Annotated in this window: 15 protein-coding genes; 11 read left to right on the top strand and 4 right to left on the bottom strand. The window is 60.5% G+C overall.

The features are described 5' to 3' along the window. Positions 1-96: 96 nt before the first annotated feature. Complete coding sequence (locus ACO6VD_RS03065; RefSeq protein ID WP_422416975.1) at positions 97-1,575, bottom strand: tyrosine-type recombinase/integrase; 1,479 nt, start codon at positions 1,573-1,575, stop codon at positions 97-99. 211 nt (positions 1,576-1,786) lie between these two features. After that, the gene (locus ACO6VD_RS03060; protein ID WP_422416973.1) at positions 1,787-2,818 is read right to left on the bottom strand and encodes an AraC family transcriptional regulator; all 1,032 of its coding nucleotides are present in this window, start codon (positions 2,816-2,818) and stop codon (positions 1,787-1,789) included. Between the two features lie 211 nt (positions 2,819-3,029). On the opposite strand from ACO6VD_RS03060, the gene ACO6VD_RS03055 reads away from it, so the two are divergent. The 9 genes from ACO6VD_RS03055 (at position 3,030) to ACO6VD_RS03015 (ending at position 16,614) form a co-directional block, all read left to right on the top strand. Next, on the top strand, positions 3,030-4,625 hold the full coding sequence (locus ACO6VD_RS03055) for an FAD-binding oxidoreductase (RefSeq protein ID WP_422416971.1): 1,596 nt from the start codon (positions 3,030-3,032) through the stop codon (positions 4,623-4,625). Between the two features lie 4 nt (positions 4,626-4,629). Continuing rightward, positions 4,630-6,225, top strand: a complete 1,596-nt coding sequence (locus tag ACO6VD_RS03050) for a glycerol-3-phosphate dehydrogenase/oxidase (RefSeq protein WP_422416970.1) — start codon at positions 4,630-4,632, stop codon at positions 6,223-6,225. 21 nt (positions 6,226-6,246) lie between these two features. Beyond that, positions 6,247-7,815, top strand: coding sequence for an FGGY-family carbohydrate kinase (locus tag ACO6VD_RS03045; RefSeq protein ID WP_422416968.1), 1,569 nt, complete (start codon positions 6,247-6,249; stop codon positions 7,813-7,815). 253 nt (positions 7,816-8,068) lie between these two features. Then, entirely contained in the window at positions 8,069-9,370 is a 1,302-nt protein-coding gene (locus ACO6VD_RS03040; protein WP_422416966.1) for a phospholipase, read from the top strand. A gap of 63 nt (positions 9,371-9,433) precedes the next feature. Beyond that, positions 9,434-11,389: a DUF1302 domain-containing protein gene (locus ACO6VD_RS03035; RefSeq protein WP_422416965.1), complete on the top strand. Its 1,956-nt coding sequence runs from the start codon at positions 9,434-9,436 to the stop codon at positions 11,387-11,389. Positions 11,390-11,427: 38 nt separating this feature from the next. Further along, positions 11,428-12,801, top strand: coding sequence for a DUF1329 domain-containing protein (locus ACO6VD_RS03030; protein WP_422416963.1), 1,374 nt, complete (start codon positions 11,428-11,430; stop codon positions 12,799-12,801). 204 nt (positions 12,802-13,005) lie between these two features. Further along, positions 13,006-13,383 carry a type 1 fimbrial protein gene (locus tag ACO6VD_RS03025; RefSeq protein WP_422416961.1) on the top strand — a complete coding sequence of 126 codons (378 nt, stop codon included), beginning with the start codon at positions 13,006-13,008 and terminating at the stop codon, positions 13,381-13,383. Between the two features lie 310 nt (positions 13,384-13,693). After that, the gene (locus tag ACO6VD_RS03020) at positions 13,694-15,133 is read left to right on the top strand and encodes an alanine/glycine:cation symporter family protein (RefSeq protein ID WP_422416960.1); all 1,440 of its coding nucleotides are present in this window, start codon (positions 13,694-13,696) and stop codon (positions 15,131-15,133) included. 584 nt (positions 15,134-15,717) lie between these two features. Continuing rightward, positions 15,718-16,614 (top strand): LysR substrate-binding domain-containing protein, encoded by an 897-nt coding sequence (locus ACO6VD_RS03015; RefSeq protein WP_422416958.1) that lies wholly within the window; start codon positions 15,718-15,720, stop codon positions 16,612-16,614. On the opposite strand, the gene ACO6VD_RS03010 is transcribed toward ACO6VD_RS03015, so the two are convergent. Then, positions 16,615-18,012, bottom strand: a complete 1,398-nt coding sequence (locus ACO6VD_RS03010; RefSeq protein ID WP_422416957.1) for an amino acid permease — start codon at positions 18,010-18,012, stop codon at positions 16,615-16,617. 203 nt (positions 18,013-18,215) lie between these two features. On the opposite strand from ACO6VD_RS03010, the gene ACO6VD_RS03005 reads away from it, so the two are divergent. Then, positions 18,216-19,019: a phytanoyl-CoA dioxygenase family protein gene (locus ACO6VD_RS03005; RefSeq protein WP_422416955.1), complete on the top strand. Its 804-nt coding sequence runs from the start codon at positions 18,216-18,218 to the stop codon at positions 19,017-19,019. Positions 19,020-19,080: 61 nt separating this feature from the next. Here the strand turns inward: ACO6VD_RS03005 and ACO6VD_RS03000 are convergent, their stop codons facing one another. Beyond that, a complete protein-coding gene (locus ACO6VD_RS03000) occupies positions 19,081-19,308 on the bottom strand; it encodes a YdcH family protein (protein WP_400174040.1) in 228 nt (75 codons plus the stop codon). A 116-nt stretch (positions 19,309-19,424) separates the two neighbouring features. Between ACO6VD_RS03000 and ACO6VD_RS02995 the strand changes: the two genes are divergently transcribed. Further along, entirely contained in the window at positions 19,425-19,790 is a 366-nt protein-coding gene (locus tag ACO6VD_RS02995; RefSeq protein ID WP_422416953.1) for a 5-carboxymethyl-2-hydroxymuconate Delta-isomerase, read from the top strand. Positions 19,791-19,950 lie beyond the last annotated feature (160 nt).

The following is a 19,950-nucleotide window of genomic DNA, read 5'->3' as shown; positions in this document are numbered from 1 at the left end:
TGGGCGCTGTTTGATAATTGATCCAATTCACCGATTGAAAGTCGTTCTAGAGAGGATTGCTGCCCGTCACTGTGAGTTTCAGGCTAACATTTTGGCCTATTTAACAGCGGGTGTACGGACGGGGTTCAGAACTGGTAGTTTTGAAATCGCTTCGTATTTCTGGCTCATGGATGAACCTTGGCTGTAAACATCGAATGTGGTCTGTCCGACCTCATGCCCTACCAGTTCTGCAATCAAAGTCCCTTGCACGCTCGCCCTGACAAGCTGAGTGATGGTCGTTTTTCGGATTGAGTGAAATACACGATCAGGTCCGAAACCTAGAGAAGCCTTGAGCCTGCCGAATGCCTTCACCATCGGGTCAGAGCGAATGCCATACTTACTACGACTGTTGGTAGCAATTAGATATCCATCCTCTGAATCATCGATCAACCTCTTCACAATGTTTTTGATATTTGGATGTACAGGCACGACTCTGATACCGGCCCTTGTCTTACTATCGGTAATGTCGAAAGCTTGAACACCATCAATATCAATCACATTGTCTGTCTTTAACTGACACAGTTCCTCGATGCGGGCACCTGTGTAGACGCCAAGCAAAATCAGGTCTGCGAGTGCATGCAACTTTTCGGATTTAGCTGCCGCATGTAGCCTGGAGAGATCTTGGAGTGCAAAGTCTTTGCGTTGTGCGTCAGCACGATCCTTGCCTCGCACCTTCGGTAGGTCGTGGTCTTCAAAGGGGTTCGCCTTGCCCTTGTAATCGATCCGCCAGCGGATATCGTGCTTCATCGCCCATTTCCAAAAGACGTTCCCTGCCAGCAGATACTGAGTCAGTGTCTTGCTGCTCAAGCTAAACGAATCAAGCCACGCTGACACTGCGTCAAAATCGAGTGGGCGGCCTGTTTGGGTTAGGAATTTTGACAGTTTTTCAAGCTTGGATTGTTGTTGGTCAATCGTCTTGGCAGCGACATTTCTATTTTCACGGAAGGTTCTGAACTCGGTAAGCCTTGCTTTCGTGATGGGGGACCTTGGTGTGTATCCACTGGGATTATTGATCAAGGCATCCAGTTCTTGACGCTCGTCTGTTGAAAAACGGTGCTTGTCGGTCATCTCCCTTCTTATCGCCTTTTTGAACACCCCATGCAGCACTTCCTGGATGCGTAGGTCACCGTCGACTCCGCTGTCTCGCTCGTGCTCGACAATTTTCTCAATCAGGGCCGTCAAGGCGGAATTTCGCGACTTGAAGGTTTGGACTTCTTCCTCGCTTACCGGCAGGGGCTGTACTTGCTCACCGATGATCTTCAGCTTTCGGTTTCTTTTCAGAGACTCCAGTTCGGCGACCGCTGAATGCACAGCGTCTTGCCAGTCCTCGGGTAGCGGTTTTCCTTCCCGTGCGATTTTGATCTGTGCTTTCCAAGTTGCAAGGATCGGTAGCCTGCGATCCAAGGCTTCTTTGTAGACCCCGGTCATGAGTGATCGCGAAAGGATGCGACGTCCGCCGAATGCTTTTTGTACGTCCGCAGGGATGGCTAGTCTTACGTGGTAAGTGCCTCCTTGAAGTTCTAGGTTGTTGGCCATTTTTGTTCACCTGTTTTCTGTTGTACGTATTTATTGTACGTAAAATCATTATGAAAGCCAGGTTGCGTAGGGGTTTATGGTGATTTCCGTATAAAATGGAGCGTCCCTATCTCTCCGCCATATATCGAAAAGCCCCTGAATCGCAAGATTCAGGGGCTTTTTGTTTTCCGCTCGAATTCACGTCCGAGTGAGCACCACGGCGTCAGGACACTTAAGTTTGATCCGCCGGCTCGCGGTACGTCTGACGAAACTCTCCCGGTGGTATCCCGCGCCGGCTTTTGAAAGTGCGGTGGAACGACCGTGGTTCGGTGAAGCCCAGGTACTGGGCGATGTCCTGGATCGGCAAGCTGCTGTGCAGCAGGTAATGCTCCGCCAGTTCCTGGCGCAGATCATCGAGGATTTGCTGGTAGGAGGTGTTGGCCTGGTGCAGCTGGCGTTGCAGGGTGCGCACCGAGACGGCGAACTGCTCGGCCACCTGTTCCTTGCGCGGCAACCCTTCCTTGAGCAACTGACGCAGGATGTTCTTCACCCGTTGTTCCAGCGACGCGTCTTCCAGTGTGGCCATCAGGCCCAGGGCATGGTCTTCCAGGGTGCGCAGCAACTGCGCATCGGCCTGGCGCAAGGGCAGCTGCAGGTAGGGCAGCGGCACAACGAGCGCCGAATAGGGCTGGCCGAACAGCACCGGGCAGTCAAAAAACTGTTCGTACTGGGTACGTTCAGTGTCCACCGGCTGAGGATGTTCAAGCCACACGGCGGTGGGCGAAAGTTGGGCGTCGGCGATCCAGCGCGCGTATTGCAGCCAGGAGCCAAGGACGTTTTCCACCAGGTGGCGGCGGATGCGTGGGCGTTGGTGGCGGCAGGTCCAGATCAGGTGCACGTGCTCACCCTGCGCTTCGGCGCGGCTGACGCCCATGTCGCCTACCAGTTTCTCGAACGGCATGATGCGATTCATCGCATCGCCCAGGGTTGCACAATTCATGGTGATGTAGCCCAGCACGTTCCAGGAGTTGGGTAACACGAAGCGCGCCGAGTTGAGGCCGAACAATGGATCACCGGAATGCTCGCAAAAGTAGTCGAGCAAGCGTTCATGGGCTTCGCCTGGCACCCGCAGGCTGTTGTCGCTCAGTTGCTGGGCTTGCAACCCGGCCAGCGCCAGCGCCGGTTCAACGGCCATGCCCAGTTGTTCGGCATGACGCACATACTTGAGCAGGGGGGGAACCGAGCTGTAGCCGAGGGATTGCATGATCGGGTTCCTTTTGACCGAGGCAGACAGGCGCAGGTGAAGACCCTGAAAGGTAATTTGAAACCACCGCTAAAGTAAATGGCGGCAGCCGCCTGTGCGTTGGCTCAATCGGCTACTCGAGCTGGCCGGATGCGACCGTGACAGGTTCGGGTGGCTGGCTACTATAGGCGCCTGAACTGTTACCTGATAAGAGCCATAAAAGGACACACGCATGCGACGCTGGAACGGCTGGGGGGATGCAACCACGGTGGTCGAGCTGCCGGCCCAGGGCGCGGGGTTTCTCGCTGCCCGGGTAGGCGCCGGGGCTGCGCTGCCCGACGCCACGCTGGAGGCGGCACTGGCACGAGTTCCGGCTTCGCGTCTGGCGGCGCATCCGCTGTACAACCTGGAGGCTCATGATCGTCTGCTGCATGCGCGTGGCCAGAGCTTGCCGGACTGGTTGGCGTTACGTGAAGGTACGCTGGGAACCTACCCCGATGCGGTGGCGTTCCCGCAGGATGTCGAACAGATCCGCCAGTTGCTGGCGCTCGCCCAGGATAAAGACCTGTGCCTGATCCCTTACGGTGGCGGCACTTCGGTGGCCGGACACATCAACCCGCCATCCTCCACGCGGCCGGTGCTGACCGTGTCGCTGGCGCACATGAACCGTCTGCTCGATCTCGACGAACAGAGCCTGCTGGCTACCTTCGGTCCCGGCGCCACCGGGCCGCAAGTGGAAAGCCAACTGCGTGCCCGCGGTTATACCCTGGGGCATTTCCCGCAGTCGTGGGAGCTGTCGACCCTCGGCGGCTGGGTCGCCAGTCGCTCCAGCGGCCAGCAGTCGCTGCGCTACGGACGCATCGAGCAGTTGTTCGCTGGCGGTACCCTGGAAACCTTCGCCGGCCCGTTAGAAATCGCAACCTTCCCGGCCTCGGCCGCAGGTCCCGATCTGCGCGAAGTGGTGCTGGGCAGTGAAGGGCGCTTCGGGATCATTTCCGAGGTCAAGGTGCGGATCACTCCGCTGCCGGCGGACGAACGTTTCTATGGGGTGTTCCTGCCCGACTGGAAGCGGGCCCTGCACGCCATTCGCCAGTTGGCCCAGGCACGCGTGCCGCTGTCGATGCTGCGCCTGTCGAATGCCACGGAAACCGAAACCCAGCTGGCCCTGGCCGGGCACCCGCAGCAAATTGCCTGGCTGGAAAAGTACCTGGCCTTGCGCGGAGCGGGTGCCGGGAAATGCATGCTGACCTTCGGTGTGACCGGCAACCGACGGCAGAACGCGCTGTCGCTGAAGCAGGCGCGGCAACACTTGAAGGCCTTTGGTGGGGTGTTCACCGGCACGCTGCTGGGCAACAAGTGGGCGCAGAACCGCTTCCGTTTTCCTTACCTGCGCGAGAATTTGTGGAACGCCGGTTACGTGGTCGACACCCTGGAAACCGCCACCGACTGGAGCAATGTCGACAACCTGCTCCAGCGCATTGAAAGCAGCTTGCGCGACGGTCTGGCGGCCGAGGGCGAGCGGGTGCATGTGTTTACCCACCTGTCGCATGTCTATGGCGAAGGGTCGAGCATCTACACCACCTATGTGTTCCGCCCGGCGGCGACTTATCCGGCTACCCTGGCGCGCTGGCAGGCGCTCAAGCAGGCGGCCAGCCAGACCATCGTCGACAACCACGGCACCATCAGTCACCAGCATGGCGTCGGCAAGGATCATGCTCCCTACCTGCTGCGCGAGAAGGGCGCACGGGCGCTGGACACCTTGCAGGTGCTGAGCCGGCATTTCGACCCGGCCGGGCGCCTCAACCCCGGCACCCTGTTGCAGGAGTGACGGCATGAGCCAGGACTGGAATGCCGCGTGGCGACAGCAGGTACTGCCGACCCTGGCGGATGAAACCTGGGACCTGATCGTCATTGGTGGCGGCATCAGCGGTGCCGGGATCCTGCGTGAAGCGGCCCGCCGCGGCTGGCGCTGCTTGCTGCTGGAACAGCGCGATTTTGCCTGGGGCACCTCCAGCCGTTCTTCGAAGATGGTCCATGGCGGCTTGCGTTACATCGCCAAGGGCCAGTGGCGCCTGACCCGCGATTCGGTGCACGAACGTCAGCGCCTGCTCGACGAAGCGCCGGGGCTGGTGGAGCCCGCGAGTTTCATGATGCCGCACTATCGTGGCGGCTTTCCCGGGCCGCGGGTGTTGGGGGGGCTGTTGACGGTGTATGACGCCCTGGCCGGGCGGCGCAGCCATCGTTTTTACGACGCGCAACAGCTGCACTACCTGGCGCCGGGTTTGAAGGAGGATCAACTGCTGGGGGGCACCTGTTTTGTCGATGCGCTGACCGATGATGCCCGCCTGGTCATGCGCGTGCTGGCTGAAGCGCGGGCGGATGGCGGGTTGGCGCTCAATGGTGTGCGAGTCCGGCAACTGCTGCGTGAAAATGATCGGGTCTGCGGCGTGCAGGTTGAGAACACTGAGGATGGCGAGCTGTTGCAGCTGCGTTGCCGGGCGCTGGCGGTGGCGACTGGCGCCTGGGCCGAACGCCTGCGCCCGAGCGACGCGCCGCGGCAATTGCGGCCGTTGCGCGGCAGTCATCTGCTGTTGCCCGGCTGGCGTTTGCCGGTAGCTCAAGCGATCACCTTCTTGCATGCTGACGATCAGCGGCCGGTGTTTGTCTTCCCTTGGGAAGGTGCCACGGTGGTGGGTACCACGGACCTTGACCATCAGGAGGACCTGGATCAGAGCGCGAGCATCAGCGCCGAGGAACTCAACTACCTGCTGGCTGCCTGTGCCCAGCAGTTTCCCCAGGCTAACGTGGTTGCCGGCGATGTATTGTCGACCTGGTCGGGGGTGCGTCCGGTAGTGGGCAGTGCCAGCGCAGAGCAGCAGGGCAAACCGTCGAATGAAACCCGTGAGCATGTGCTGTGGCTTGAGCCCGGTTGTGTGACCTTGGCCGGCGGCAAGCTGACTACCTTTCGGCCTCAGGCGCTCGAAGTACTCAAGGCCTGTGCGCCGATGCTCGGGCGCGAAGTCAGCGATGACGGCGCCCCGGTTTTTACCACGGTACCGGCGTTGCCGATTGCGGATCTCAACAGCCGCCAGTGGCGTCGCCTGGCCGGGCGTCATGGTCGCGACCTGCCACGCCTGGCGCTATTGCTGCAACAGTTGGGCTGCGCCAGCGTCGGGGCCAGCGACACCTTGTGGGCCGAGCTGGCGTTTGCCTGCGAGACAGAGCTGGTTCTGCACCTCGATGACCTGCTGCTGCGCCGCACCCGTATCGGCCTGTTACTGGCCCGGGGGGCGGAGGAATATCTACCGGCCATCCGCCAGTTGTGTCAGCCACGGCTGGGTTGGGATGACCGGCGCTGGCAGGCGGAAGAACAGCGTTACCGGGCGTTGTGGCAACGCCACCATGGCTTGCCGGACGCCACGCACTGAATGCCCATTGAAGAGAGCTCCATGGATAACGACAAGAACAAGCGCTACCTGCTGGCGATCGACAATGGCACCCAGAGCGTGCGCGCATTGCTGTTCGACCTGCAGGGTAATCTGTTGGGCAAGGGCAAGATCGAGCTGCAGGCCTACACTTCGGCCCAACCGGGCTGGGCCGAGCAGCAGCCGGATTATTACTGGGCCAAGCTGGGCGAAGCCTGCCAGCAGTTGTGGCAACAGACCGGCATCGATCGTACGCAAATCGCCGGTGTATCACTGACCACCCAGCGTGGAACGGTGATCAACGTCGACGCTCAGGGCAAGGCCCTGCGTCCGGCGATTCTGTGGCTCGATCAACGCCAGGCCGAGGTCGAGGGCGGGATCAAGGGGCCGTGGGGCTGGTTGTTCAAACTGGTTGGCGCGCAGGCTACCGTGGATTACTTCCGTGCCCAGGCCGAAGCCAACTGGATTGCCCAGCACCAGCCCGAGGTGTGGGCGGCGACCGACAAATTCCTGCTGCTTTCGGGTTTTCTCACCCATCGCCTGTGCGGGCGCTTCGTCGACTCGGTGGGTTGCTGCGTGGGCTACCTGCCGTTCGATTTCAAACGCCTGCGCTGGGCGGCACCTTCCGACTGGAAATGGCAGGCCCTGGCGGTGCGCGCGGAACAATTGCCGACGCTGCTCAAGCCTGGCGAAACCCTGGGCCATATCAGCGCCGAGGCGAGCCGGCATACCGGCATCCCCGAAGGCGTGCCGCTGATCGCTGCCGGTGCGGACAAGGCCTGTGAAGTACTCGGCGCCGGCGTGGTTGATGCGTCCACGGTGTGCCTGTCCTATGGCACCACCGCGACCATCACCATGACGCGTTCGCGCTATCTGGAAGTCGTCCCGTTGATCCCGCCTTATCCTGCGGCGGTACCGGATCAGTACAACTGCGAAGTGATGATCTACCGCGGCTACTGGATGGTCAGCTGGTTCAAGAACGAGTTCGGCCTGCGTGAAATGCAGCAGGCCAAGGAACAGGGGCTGGAGCCAGAGCAACTGTTCGACGCCCTGGTCGATGCGGTGCCGCCCGGCTCCATGGGGCTGATGCTGCAACCCTACTGGTCGCCGGGGATTCGTGAGCCGGGTATGGAAGCCAAGGGGGCGATGATCGGCTTTGGTGACGTGCATACCCGCGCACATATCTATCGGGCAATCCTTGAGGGGCTGGCCTACGCCTTGCGTCAGGGCAAGGAGAAGCTGGAAAAGCGCTCGAAACAGTCGATTCAGCGTCTGCGCGTTGCCGGTGGCGGGTCGCAGAGTGATGCCGCGATGCAGCTCACGGCGGATATTTTCGGCCTGCCGGCCGAGCGTCCGCATGTCTATGAGGCGTCGGGCCTGGGGGCAGCGATTTGTTGTGCGGTGGGGCTTGGCCTGCATGCCGACTTTTCCTCGGCGATTGCGGCGATGACCCGCGTGGGCGCGGTGTTCATGCCGCAGCCGGAGGCGCAGCAGGTCTATGAGCGGTTGTACCGGGAGGTATACCTGCGCATGTACCGCCAGCTCAAACCGCTGTACCAGAGTATTCGGCAGATCACTGGTTACCCAGCCTAGCAGTCCCTCTACCGGTGGGAGCGGGGGGGGGGGGGGGGGGGGGGGTTTCCTTTCGACCCTCCCCCCCGGGAAACACCCTCCCCCCCCCCCCTCCCTCGTCCCCCCCCCCCCCCTCCCACCAGCCCCCCCCCCCCGCTCCCACTGAGAGTTCGTGGCGCAATTGGAGAATTTATTTGGCGACATCGGACAGTGTCAGGGGCAGGGTCGGTTGTTAGGCTCAGCCCTCAAGCACTTCCAATAAGAACTAATAACAATGAAGCTGAAACTTCTCCTGATGCTGCTCTGTGGTATCGCTCCGGCGGCATGGGGCTGGTCCAACCATACGGTCGGCAGCTACCTGGCGTTGCAGGATCTACCGGCGCTGCGCGAAGCACCTGAAGTTGAAGTCGAGCCGTTGGAGCAGTTTCTCACCCAGCAATATGACGCCATCGCCGCGCTGCTGGACGAGCAGGAGCGTTTCGCCTGTCAACACGTTGCCCAGTACCCGCCGCGTCCCGACAGCCTGAAGCTGCCCGCCGTGCCAGGGGACAATCTGCGCCGCGCCTTTCTCAGCGCCCTGCGTATCAATCCGCAGATCCATCTGGCCATGGTCATCCAGCCGTTACCGGGGCAAGACCTGCCGCAGCGTGAACACCTCAAGGCCGAGCAGGTGATGGTCGAGCAGACCCTGTCGCCGTGGAATCAACAGCGCTTCATCCGTTTGGCGAACGGCGAAAAAGTCGCGCCGTTGGCGGTGTTGGCCAGCGCCGCCGACGAGCCGGATTACGGTCACGACATCAATCTGTTCAGTGACAACCCCGGTGAAGTGTCGGCGCTCTACGGCTTTGGTCCGCAGCCATTTGGCGATGAACGTTTCCAGTACAGTTCGCAGGCGCCGTTCCATATGGGCTTCTTCCATGAGAACCCGGTGGTTTACGCCGCCGCCGGGTTTCTTCAGCGCAGTTGGCCGCACTGGCGTGCGTACCAGTACCTGGGCCTGGCGCGGCTGGCCTTTGCCACAGGCCATCGCTACTGGGGCTACCGCTTTCTCGGCTGGGGCATGCACCACGTTCAAGACCTGACCCAGCCGTATCACGCCAAACCACTGCCCGGTGTCGGTCTGCTCAGCATGCTGCTGATGGAAGGCAAGGCGCTGGCCGGTTATGACAGTGACAAGCACGCCGCCATCGAGCGGGTCGCCACCCGGCACATGGAGGTGGAGAAGTATCAGGCCGCCTGGCTTTCTCGCCTGCTGCGCAACGGGCAGCGGGTGCATCCGATGCTCCAGGCCTATGCCGACACCGCACAAGACGCCAGCTATCCGCCGTACTCGGTGGACTACCTGCGCGACGTGGTCAGCGCCCAATCCGCCGCCGCAGGTGCTGCGTTTGATGAGGCCATCGGCCAGTGGCTGGCCACGGCACCGGTCACCAGCAGCTTCAGCGCCGGTAACCAGGTGCAGCGTGAGCGTTACGACCATCCGTTGCTCAACCAGCAGTTGTTCCAGCTGCTGGGCAATTTTGCCGCGCACAGCCGCAGCTATGCCCGTGCGGGCCTGGCTCCGTCAGAGCATTAACGTCGCGCCGTAACCGCTGTCAGGACACAAAAACAACAAGATCAGCACAGGGAGAAGCACACCATGGGGATTCGATTACGCCAGTCTGGCGCAGTGATGTCTGGGGTAGGGTTGGCCGGGCTGTTGCAATTGTGTGCGCTCGAGGGCGCGCAGGCCGTTGAGTTCAAGGTGCTGGACAATCAGGTCACCGGCTCGATCGATACCACCTTGTCCTACGGCCGCTTGTGGCGGGTCCAGGGACGGGACAAGAGCAACGATGACATCAATACCAACGACGGTAATCGCAACTTTGACACCGGGCTTGCTTCGGAGGTCTACAAGATCACCTCGGAGCTGGAAGCCAACTACCAGAACTACGGGGTGTTCATGCGCGGCACTGCGTTCTACGACACCCAATTGATGGACAAGCGCAACGATTACTACGACAACAACAACCCGTCGCAACCTAGTCAGAACTTCCCCAACGACGACCGTTTCACCGACCAGACCCGCGACATCGCCGGCCACCACATCGAGATGCTCGACGCCTATGTCTATGGCAGCTGGGACGTGGCGCAGATGCCACTGACCGCGCGCCTCGGGCGCCAGGTATTCAACTGGGGCGAGGGCATGTTCTACCGCGGCGGGATTAACACCACCAACCCTGTGGATGCGGCAAAGTTTCGCTTGCCGGGTGCTGAGGTGAAGGAAGTGTTGATGCCGGTGGAGGCCGTCAGTTTCAACATCGGCCTGACCGACAGCCTGACTCTGGAGAGTTTCTACCAGACCAACTGGAAGGAAACCCGCATCGACCCGGTCGGTACTTTCTACTCCCAGACCGATCTGTTCGCCGACGGTGGCAACACCGCCTACAACAACTTCAGCGGCACTGCCCTGGACAGCCCAGTGCCCGGTTTTGGCAATGTCATCGGTCTATACGAGGGGCTGGGCAACGACCCGCTGTTCAGACAGGTCCTGGGCAGCACCGGTCTGTACGCTAACGGCGTGACCCCGGCCTTTGGCAATACGCTGAAAGTGGCGACCATCGGCAAGGACTTCAATGCCCGCAACGACGGACAGTTCGGCTTCGCTTTCCGTTACATCGTCGAGGAGCTCAACAGCACCGAGTTCGGCCTGTACATGGTCAACTATCACGCCAAGGAGCCGACCATCTCCGCCGACCTGGGTGGTTACCAGGGCATCGACATGAACGCCCTGACCAACCTGCTGGCGGGGATTGCCGGTAGCCAGGCCGGGGCGCTTGCCGGTGGCCTGGCTACCGCCGACGTGATGGGCAATATCCAGGCGCATCGGCGCTACGCCGAAGACATCCGCATGTACGGCTTCAGTTTCAACACCACCGTGGGGCAGGCGTCGGTGTTTGGTGAACTGGCCTACAGGCCCAATCTGCCCATCGGCATTGCTGCCACCAACGACCTGATCGGCGACCTGGCCAATGGTGCTGCGGCCGCGGCTGCCGGCCAGACCGTCAACATCGGCGGGCAAATGGTCCAGCTCGACAGCCAGATAAACAACGCGGAACGAGTGGAGTCCTTCAATACCTCGCTGGGCACGATCTATAGCTTCGGCCCCGGGCTGTCCTTCGACTCGATATACGGGGTGTTCGAACTGGCCTCCGAGCACTTGCGTGGCAGTAGCCTGCATTACACCGCCTATGACGGCAGCAGCCGTTACTACGCCGGTAGTGGCAACACCTCCTATGTATCCGGCGGTGAGCGTGGCGACCAGGTCAACCGCAACTCCTACAGCTACACGGCGATGCTCAACGCGACCTGGAACGATGTCTACGCCGGGATCAACGTTTCGCCCTATGTCGTCTACAAGGACGACTTCGAGGGCAACAGCTATCAGGCGGGCAACACCATCGAGGGGCGCAAGGCTTACACCCTGGGCATCAAGGCCAACTACCAGAACAAGCTGGAAGCCGAGTTGCAGTACACCGAGTTCTATGGCGGTGGCCAAAACAACAGCATTCGCGACCGTGACAACGTCGGCTTCAACCTCAAGTATTTCCTGTGACGGCTCAGACCTCAAGGTCTTCAATGCGGAGAACATCCATGCTTTACACACCACGACTGCTCAAGGCCACGCTGGCGCTGGCCCTGAGTCTGGCGGCCGGCGGGACGCTGGCCGCGATTTCGCCCCAGCAGGCCGAACAACTGAAAACCACCCTGACGCCCATGGGCGCCGAGCGCGCGGGTAACGCCGCCGGGACCATCCCGGCCTGGGACGGCGGTCTCACCCAGGCCCCGCAGGGCTATGTGCCAGGCAAACATCACCTGGACCCGTTCGCGGCGGATAAACCGTTGTTCACCATTACCAAGGCCAATCTGGACCAGTACAAGGACCAGTTGAGTGCGGGCCAGATCGCGTTGTTCAACAGCTACCCCGACACCTTCCAGATGCCGGTGTACCCAAGCCGCCGCTCCGGTTCGGCACCGCAGTGGCTGTACGACAACACCTTCAAGAACGCCACTTCGGCCAAGCTGCTCGAAGGCGGTAACGGTTTCAGCGACGCTTATGGCGGCGTGCCGTTCCCCATGCCCAAGGATGGCGTCGAGGCGCTGTGGAACCACATCACCCGCTATCGCGGTATCTATGTGGTCCGGCGTGCTTCAGAAGCACCGGTGCAGCGCAACGGCAGCTTCGCGCTGGTGACCGCGCAACAGGAAGGGATGTTCAACTACTACCGTCCGGGTGGGCAGTTCGCTGACCTGAAAAACACCCTGTTTTACTACCTGACCTTCGTCAAGAGCCCGGCGCGCCTGGCCGGTGGCGCAACGCTGGTTCATGAGACCCTCGACCAGGTTGTGGACCCGCGTCAGGCCTGGATCTATGACGCTGGGCAACGCCGCGTGCGGCGCGCGCCGAACCTGGCGTACGACGTGCCGATCGCCTCGTCCGACGGCTTGCGCACGGCCGACGATACCGACCTGTTCAACGGCTCGCCGGACCGTTATGACTGGAAGCTGGTGGGCAAGAAAGAGGTCTACATTCCTTACAACAACTACAAGGTCTCAAGCCCCGAGGTGAAGTACGCCGACCTGCTCAAACCCGGGCACCTCAACCCGCAGTACACCCGTTACGAGCTGCACCGGGTGTGGGTGGTGGAAGGCACGCTCAAGGCAGGTTCGCGGCATATTTATTCCAAGCGTGTGCTGTTTCTCGATGAAGACAGCTGGGGCGCGGCACTGGTCGATCAGTACGACGGGCGCGGGCAGTTGTGGCGGGTGTCGATGGGCTACCTGAAGAACTTCTACGACCTGCCTACCACCTGGAGTTCGCTGGACGTATTCCACGATTTGCAGGCGCGTCGTTACTATGTGCAGAACCTGGATAACGAAGAACCGCAGACCGTGGACTTTGCCCAGCCGGTGCCCGAGGACGCCTACTTCATGCCGTCGGCATTGCGCCAGCGCGGTACACGCTAAGCGTCTTTGTAGGAGCGGATGAATCCGCTCCTACAGACCGCGTGGTCTGGACTGCTCGGTGGGAACGGGCAAGTGCAATAGCGGGTTTAATCGGTAATCTGTGACGCACTTGGCAGTGCGCAAATTTTGCTATCAGGCAGGTATGAACATTCTGCTGAACGTGCCGACACTCAAGACAAGGACTTTTTCCTGGGGAGTGTCTGCATGAGTGGCAAGCTGAAGATAACCAGTGTGGCCGTGCTGTTCAGCCTTTGTGCCGTGTGCCAGGCGGCAACCCCGGTGGCTCAGGGCGAGATCAGGTTTACCGGCAGCATCGTTGAGTCATTCTGCACGACATCCCCCCAATCGAGCGGTTGGCGCATGCAGGGCTGCCCCTCGATGGCGCGGGGGACAGGCATTGATGTACGCCGGATCGATCCACAAGCCACGGTCAGGGCTTTGGATAACGCTTCGGCGCAGGTCAGGCTGGTTGCTGACAGTGGAGAGCGGGGTCGTTACTACGATCAGCAATATGCGCTGGTCGATAACGCGGGCAGGCCGGTAACTACGGGTAACTACCTGATCACCCTGACCTCGCCGTAACCTCTCTGGACGGCGCATTACCACCAGGCAGACCCCTTCGCGAAGGCAACGGCAAGATCTGCTATCATGTCGCCCCTCAACACAGGGACCTGCGCATTTATCAATGCATGCGGGTCACATCGAGCCGCTGATGCTCGACCTCATTCATCACCAGACCGGTGATGCCGAAGCGCTTTGCTGAAACAGTGGGCGCCTCCCGTTGTTACAGGCTTTTCACATTGCAGAAGGCACGGGTCGTCCGCTGACGCCGGTTGCTTTACAGACTGAGCAGGGCCTTTTAACGGCCCTGCGCTTTATTTGGGAACATACAATGACAGCCGTGATCAACGCCGTTAATACCTTCTTCTGGGGGTATGTCCTGATCTATGGCCTGCTGGCCGCAGGTATCTATTTCACTGTCCGCTTGGGCTTTATCCAGTTTCGCCATTTGCCGGAGTTCTTCCGCTCGGTGCTGCGCGCGCCTGCTAACGATCCCAGCGGCATCACGCCGTTTCAGGCGTTGTGCACCAGCCTGGCCTCGCGGGTAGGTACCGGCAACCTGGCCGGTGTGGCCGTGGCCATTACCCTGGGTGGGCCGGGTGCGGTTTTCTGGATGTGGGTGGTGGCCTCGCTGGGCATGGCCACAGCCTACGCGGAAAGCACCCTGGCCCAGCTGTACAAGGTACGCAACAGCAACGGTGAGTACCGCGGTGGCCCGGCGTTTTATATCGCCAAGGGGTTGAATGCGCCCTGGGCGGCAGCGATTTTTTCCGTGTGCCTGATTATCGCCTTCGGCCTGGTGTTTGGTGCCGTTCAGGCCAACTCCATTGCCGATGCCACCCTGGGTGCCTTTGGTGTGCCCAAGCTGACCACCGGGGTAGTGGTCGCAGCACTGGCCGGGTTGGTGATTTTCGGCGGCATCAAGAAAATCGCCCGCATCGCCGAATGGGTTGTGCCGTTCATGGCCGGTGCCTACTTGTTGGTGGCGGTCTATGTGATCGTGACCAATCTGGATGCCGTACCGGGCGTGCTGATGCTGATCATCAAGAGCGCCTTCGGTCTGGAGTCGGCGGTCGGCGGTGTGGCCGGGGCCTTGCTCAACGGCGTCAAGCGTGGCTTGTTCTCCAACGAAGCGGGTATGGGCTCGGCGCCGAACATCGCGGCGGTAGCGACACCCAACCCTCACCATCCATCCTCGCAAGGCTTTGTGCAGGCCCTGGGTGTGTTCATCGATACCTTGCTGATCTGTACCGCCACCGCGATCATGATCCTGCTGTCCGGTGTGGTGCCGGGCCCGGAAATGACCGGCACACCGCTGACCCAGGCGGCGATGAACGTCCACATCGGTTCGGCCGGGCAGTACTTCATTGCCGTGGCGATCTTCTTCTTTGCCTTCACCTCCATCATTGGCAACTACACCTATGCCGAAAACGCCATGGTGTATCTGAAGCTGAACTCTCGCCTGGGTCTGACCGTGTTGCGCAGCGCAGCATTGTTGATGGTGGTCTGGGGCGCTTATGAAAGTGTTGCCACTGTATTCGATGCAGCCGATGCGGCGATGGGCCTGATGGCGACCATCAACCTGATCGCCATCTGCTTGCTGTCGGGTGTGGTGGTCAAGCTGACCCGTGACTACTTCGCGCAGAAGGCCGTGGGCACACCGGAATTCAATGCCAAGGACTATCCGGAGCTGGCAGGCAAGATCGATGCGGAAATCTGGGGGGCTGCCGACGGTAGCGGGCAACCCTTGCAGGCGCTGAAACAGCGCTGACAGGCAAAACCGAAGCCCCGCCATTGGCGGGGTTTTTTATTGGTTCTTCATGGAACTCCGGGGACTATGATCCTTGGGTTGTGATGTTGGGACTGCGAGCTTATCCATTTGGTGTGGCGCCGCTGCTGGCCCCTTCCGCCCTTACGACGGCCTACTTTTTTCTTGGAAAAAGTAGGCAAAACCGCTTGCTCCTGCATACGGCCCTACGCTGCGCTCCGGGTCCCTTCGCTCCGGCACCTTCCGGGGCCACGCGGCCTACGACTTGCTTCGCCAAGTCTACGGCTCGCGTTCTTCGGCTACGCCGAAGGTGCTGCGCACTGGCCCCTACAGGCACCTCCACTCAGCCTCCTGAAGTCGCAGTTCGCGGCGTCTGTACTTGCGTGGAACAAGATCAAGATCAAGATCAAGATCAGAAGCGGGCTTGCCCGCAGGTTTCAGTCTGGCTTCGCCAGATTTGATTTCGAAGATGCGTCAGTACAGGCACCGCCCGTAACTTTGCGACTTCAGGAGCCACAGGTTGCTGGACGACATGCAGCAACAGGCCATAATGGCCCGATTGTTCAGTCATCTCTCGGGGCATTGCGATGATCGGCTTCACCTTTCGCCAGTTGGAGTACTTCATCGCTGCCGCCGAGCAGGGCAGCGTCAGCGCTGCGGCGCGGGCCAAGCATATTTCCCAGCCTTCGGTGTCGCTGGCGCTGTCGCAACTGGAGGCAACGCTGGGTGAAAAGCTCTTTCATCGCCAGGTCAGTCGCGGTCTGGAGCTGACGCCCGCAGGGCGCAAGTTGCTGGAGCAGGCGCGGGACATGCTGAACCTGGCTGCGGCAATCAGTGGCAAGGGCAAAGAGCAGGATGTGGTACGTGGGGCCTTGAGCCTGATCTGCTTCCAGGACCTGGGGCCGTACTATGCGCCGCGCTTGCTGAGCGGCTTTCGCCAGCGCTATCCGGAAGTCACCATCACCTTGCTCGAAGCGGACCTTGCCGAGGTCAATCGGCGTCTGGCCGATGGCAAGGCAGAGTTGGCGCTGACCTATGATGTCGGGCTGGATTCGCCAATTGAAAAGCGTGTGCTGGCGCAGTTGAAGCCTTACGCCCTATTGCCCGCCGACCATCCCCTCGCGCTGCAGGAGCGGGTGTCGCTGGTGGACCTTGCCAATGAATGCCTGATCCTCGAAGACATCGCCAGGACTCGTGAATACTTCCTGTCGCTGTTCTGGGCGCACGACCTGCAGCCAGGTTCGTTGCAACTGACGCAAACCTTCGAAATGCAACGCGGCCTGGTTGCCCATGGCTATGGGGTGGCGTTGTCCTGCACCCGGCCAGTGGCTGATTGCAGTTACGACGGTCAACCGCTGGCGTGCCGGCCACTGCTCGAGTCGGTGAGCCCGCAGCCGGTGGTGCTGGCCCAGTCCAGTGCCATGCGCCCGTCACCAGCGGCGCAAGCATTCCTCGACTGGGCCAGCCAGCAGTTCCCGAGCTGATCAGCTACGGGCGGTATCCGCCAGTACCGCTACGGGCTGGCGCGCCACGAACAGCCAGTAACCCACTGACAGCAAGGCCAGCCAGCCGATACCCACGTACAGCGCCATACGGGTGTCGGGGAACCAGGCCAGCACACCGAAGATGAACAGCATGAAAGCTGCTGCGCACGCCGGACCTACCGGCCAGAGCGGGACCGGGAAGCTCAACCCGGCGACTTCTTCGGCGCTCATGCCGCGACGCATGACCATCTGCGAGAGCAGGATCATCAGCCACACCCAGACGATCGAGAAGGTCACCACCGCGGCCAGGATCAGGAACAGGTTTTCCGGCACCAGGTAATTGAGCACCACACCCAGCAGCAGAGCGACGGCCATCACCACCACGGTCATCCACGGCACGCCGAAGCGCGACAGCTGCGAGAAACTGACCGGTGCCTGACCGTTCTGGGCCATGCCATACATCATGCGTCCGGCACTGAAAATGTCGCTGTTGATCGCTGAAATCGCCGCCGAGATCACCACGATGTTCAACAGCGTCGCCGCCGAGCCAATCCCCAGGCCACTGAAAATCTGCACGAACGGGCTGCCTTCGCTACCGATCTTGCTCCAGGGGTAGATCGACATCAGCACGAACAGGGTAAGCACGTAGAACAACAGGATCCGCAACGGCACTGAGTTGATCGCCTTGGGGATGACCCGCTGCGGGTCCCTGGCTTCACCGGCGGTAATGCCGATCATCTCGACCCCACCGAAGGCAAACATCACCACCGTGAACGAGGCAATCATGCCGCCCACGCCGTTGGGGAAAAAGCCACCGTGGCTCCACAGGTTGCCGACCGTGGCCAGTTGCTCGCCGGAGCCGCCGAGCTGGATGCCGAACATCAGCACCGCCGCCCCGGCAAGAATCATCGAAACAATCGCCGTGACTTTCAGTAGTGACAGCCAGAACTCCAGTTCGCCGAACACCTTGACGCTGCACAGGTTCAGCGCACCGATGAAGAACACGATGCCCAGCACCCAGATCCAGCGCGGGGTCTCCGGGAACCAGAAACTCATGTACACCCCGAAGGCGGTGACGTCCGCCAGGCACACCACCAGCATCGAAAAGGCGTAGCTCCAGCCGGTCAGAAAGCCCGGGAAGCGGCCCAGGTATTGGCTGGCGTACTGGCCAAACGAGCCGGATACCGGATTGCGCACGGCCATTTCACCGAGCGCGCGCATCATCATGTAGATGGCTGCGCCACCGATCAGATACGCCAACAGTACGGAGGGACCAGCCAGTTTGATGGCCGCTGCAGAGCCGTAGAAAAGCCCGGTGCCGATGGCGGAACCGAGCGCCATGAAACGAATGTGACGGGTACTCAGACCGCGCCGCATGGCGCTGCTGTTTTCGTTCATCCCAGGTAACTCCTCATTGTTCTTATTCTTCGATAGCAAGGCGCCGTAGGACACAGGCAAGGCTATTAACCGGCCAAAGACCGGGGCTTACAACAGCTGCCCCATACAGATTGCCTATAGTGGCGAATAGGTAATCTGTGGTTTACCGGGCGTTCGCCAGCCGCCAATACTTTTGTCACTACAACAAGAGAGGAGGGGCCCCGATGAATGCCGATATCGAACAGTTTCAGCGCAACGGTGCGATCGTGTTACGTGGCGTGTTCCGCGACTGGATCGAGCGCTTGCGTGAAGGGTTCGAGCAGAACCTGGCTGCGCCCAGTGCCTTTGCCATCGAGAACGTTGGCAGCGGCGAAGGCGGACGCTTTTTCGAGGACTACTGCAACTGGCAGCGCATTCCGGCGTTCACCGACTTTGTGCGCAACTCGCCGGCAGCGGCAATTGCCGGTGAGCTGATGCAGTCCCGGGAAGTGCAGGTGTTTCATGAGCACATCCTGGTCAAGGAACCCGGTACCTCCAAACCGACCCCCTGGCATCAGGACCTGCCGTACTACTGCGTCGATGGCCTGCAGACCGCCAGCTACTGGATTCCCCTGGATCCGGTGACCCGCCACAACACCCTCAGCGTAGTGCTGGGCTCGCATCGCTGGGCCAAGCCGGTGCGGCCGAAAAGCTGGGCCAGCAACAAGGATTTCTACGGGGCTGATGATGCGGATACGGGCCAGAGCCTGTTCATGGACATGCCGGATGTGGAGAACGGCGAATTTGAAATCCTCTCGCCCGAGCTGGAGCCGGGCGATGCCGTGGTGTTTGATTTTCGCACCGTGCATGGCGCCGCCGGCAACAACGGCAGCAATCGACGACGGGCGTTCTCGACCCGTTTCATGGGCGATGATGTGCGCTATGTGCAGCGACCGGGGCGCACCTCGCCGCCATTCCCCGGTATCGACCTGAAAACCGGTGATCGGATGCGTGAAGACTGGTTTCCGGTGGTCTGGACCCGGCCTTGAGCTTCAACGCTAAAAATGAAAAGCCCCGCGCCTGCGGGGCTTTTTACTATTCTGCGGGTGCTCAGGATTTCACATGGGCGACGATTTCGTCCTTGATCTTCAGACGTTCCTTGCGCAGCCGGGTGACGGTGTCATCGGCGCTGCTGCTCTGCTCGGCTTCGACCACTTCGGCGTCTTTGCGGTTGTAGTCCTCGTGCAACTGGCTCAGCCGCGGGTCGGTTTTTTTCTTCTCGATGAACTGCTCTTTGGTCAGATTAAGGTCTGCGAGTAGATCGTGCTTTACCGGCATTTCTTCACCTCTCCGGGGTTTGGGGTGGAAGTCATGAACTATGAGGATAGTCGTGTTTGTCGGGTTTCGTGATTGAGGTAGTCTGTTGCAACATTTCTCACTTCAGGGCTCTTGCAATGCCTCATCTGCACGTGGAATACAGCGACAACCTGGGCGAACTTGATGTCGATCGCTTGCTGCTGCGCCTGAACCATGCACTGGTCGGCAGCGGCCAGTTCGCCGATGAGCTGGACATCAAGAGTCGGGCCGTGGCCCTGGCCAGTTACCGGGTGGGCACCGCGTTGAGTGAGCGAGCCTTTGCCCATATCAAGCTGGCGATCCTCAGCGGCCGTTCGCCTGAGGTGAAGCGGCAGTTGTCGGCGAGCCTGCTGGAGGTGCTCAAAGAGGCCATCCCTAGCGTTGCCGGGCTGGATATCCAGTTGTGCGTCGAGGTACTCGATATTGATCGCGACTCTTATTCAAAAATACATTTGCCGGCGTAGGGGTGGCATAGTCGGTGTGAAAAATCTCAATGATTAATGTGAAAAAAATGTAATGTTAAAATTGACGTCATCGCACTAAACGTTGGCGTCTTTTTCACAAAAAATTGATGCTGTTCTACTTAACGTTCGCTTGGTCTAAAAACGCTGCCGCAACGGCACT

This window comes from Pseudomonas sp. GZD-222, assembly GCF_049310525.1.
In the GTDB taxonomy this organism is placed as follows: Bacteria; Pseudomonadota; Gammaproteobacteria; order Pseudomonadales; family Pseudomonadaceae; genus Aquipseudomonas.
This window is presented reverse-complemented; position numbering and strand designations above follow the sequence as displayed.

What these genes read in the sequence shown, in the direction of transcription:
- ACO6VD_RS03065 (WP_422416975.1), bottom strand. Translation starts at nt 1,575, where the DNA reads ATGGCCAACAACCTAGAACTTCAAGGAGGCACTTACCACGTAAGACTA.
- ACO6VD_RS03060 (WP_422416973.1), bottom strand. Translation starts at nt 2,818, where the DNA reads ATGCAATCCCTCGGCTACAGCTCGGTTCCCCCCCTGCTCAAGTATGTG.
- ACO6VD_RS03055 (WP_422416971.1), top strand. Translation starts at nt 3,030, where the DNA reads ATGCGACGCTGGAACGGCTGGGGGGATGCAACCACGGTGGTCGAGCTG.
- ACO6VD_RS03050 (WP_422416970.1), top strand. Translation starts at nt 4,630, where the DNA reads ATGAGCCAGGACTGGAATGCCGCGTGGCGACAGCAGGTACTGCCGACC.
- ACO6VD_RS03045 (WP_422416968.1), top strand. Translation starts at nt 6,247, where the DNA reads ATGGATAACGACAAGAACAAGCGCTACCTGCTGGCGATCGACAATGGC.
- ACO6VD_RS03040 (WP_422416966.1), top strand. Translation starts at nt 8,069, where the DNA reads ATGAAGCTGAAACTTCTCCTGATGCTGCTCTGTGGTATCGCTCCGGCG.
- ACO6VD_RS03035 (WP_422416965.1), top strand. Translation starts at nt 9,434, where the DNA reads ATGGGGATTCGATTACGCCAGTCTGGCGCAGTGATGTCTGGGGTAGGG.
- ACO6VD_RS03030 (WP_422416963.1), top strand. Translation starts at nt 11,428, where the DNA reads ATGCTTTACACACCACGACTGCTCAAGGCCACGCTGGCGCTGGCCCTG.
- ACO6VD_RS03025 (WP_422416961.1), top strand. Translation starts at nt 13,006, where the DNA reads ATGAGTGGCAAGCTGAAGATAACCAGTGTGGCCGTGCTGTTCAGCCTT.
- ACO6VD_RS03020 (WP_422416960.1), top strand. Translation starts at nt 13,694, where the DNA reads ATGACAGCCGTGATCAACGCCGTTAATACCTTCTTCTGGGGGTATGTC.
- ACO6VD_RS03015 (WP_422416958.1), top strand. Translation starts at nt 15,718, where the DNA reads ATGATCGGCTTCACCTTTCGCCAGTTGGAGTACTTCATCGCTGCCGCC.
- ACO6VD_RS03010 (WP_422416957.1), bottom strand. Translation starts at nt 18,012, where the DNA reads ATGAACGAAAACAGCAGCGCCATGCGGCGCGGTCTGAGTACCCGTCAC.
- ACO6VD_RS03005 (WP_422416955.1), top strand. Translation starts at nt 18,216, where the DNA reads ATGAATGCCGATATCGAACAGTTTCAGCGCAACGGTGCGATCGTGTTA.
- ACO6VD_RS03000 (WP_400174040.1), bottom strand. Translation starts at nt 19,308, where the DNA reads ATGCCGGTAAAGCACGATCTACTCGCAGACCTTAATCTGACCAAAGAG.
- ACO6VD_RS02995 (WP_422416953.1), top strand. Translation starts at nt 19,425, where the DNA reads ATGCCTCATCTGCACGTGGAATACAGCGACAACCTGGGCGAACTTGAT.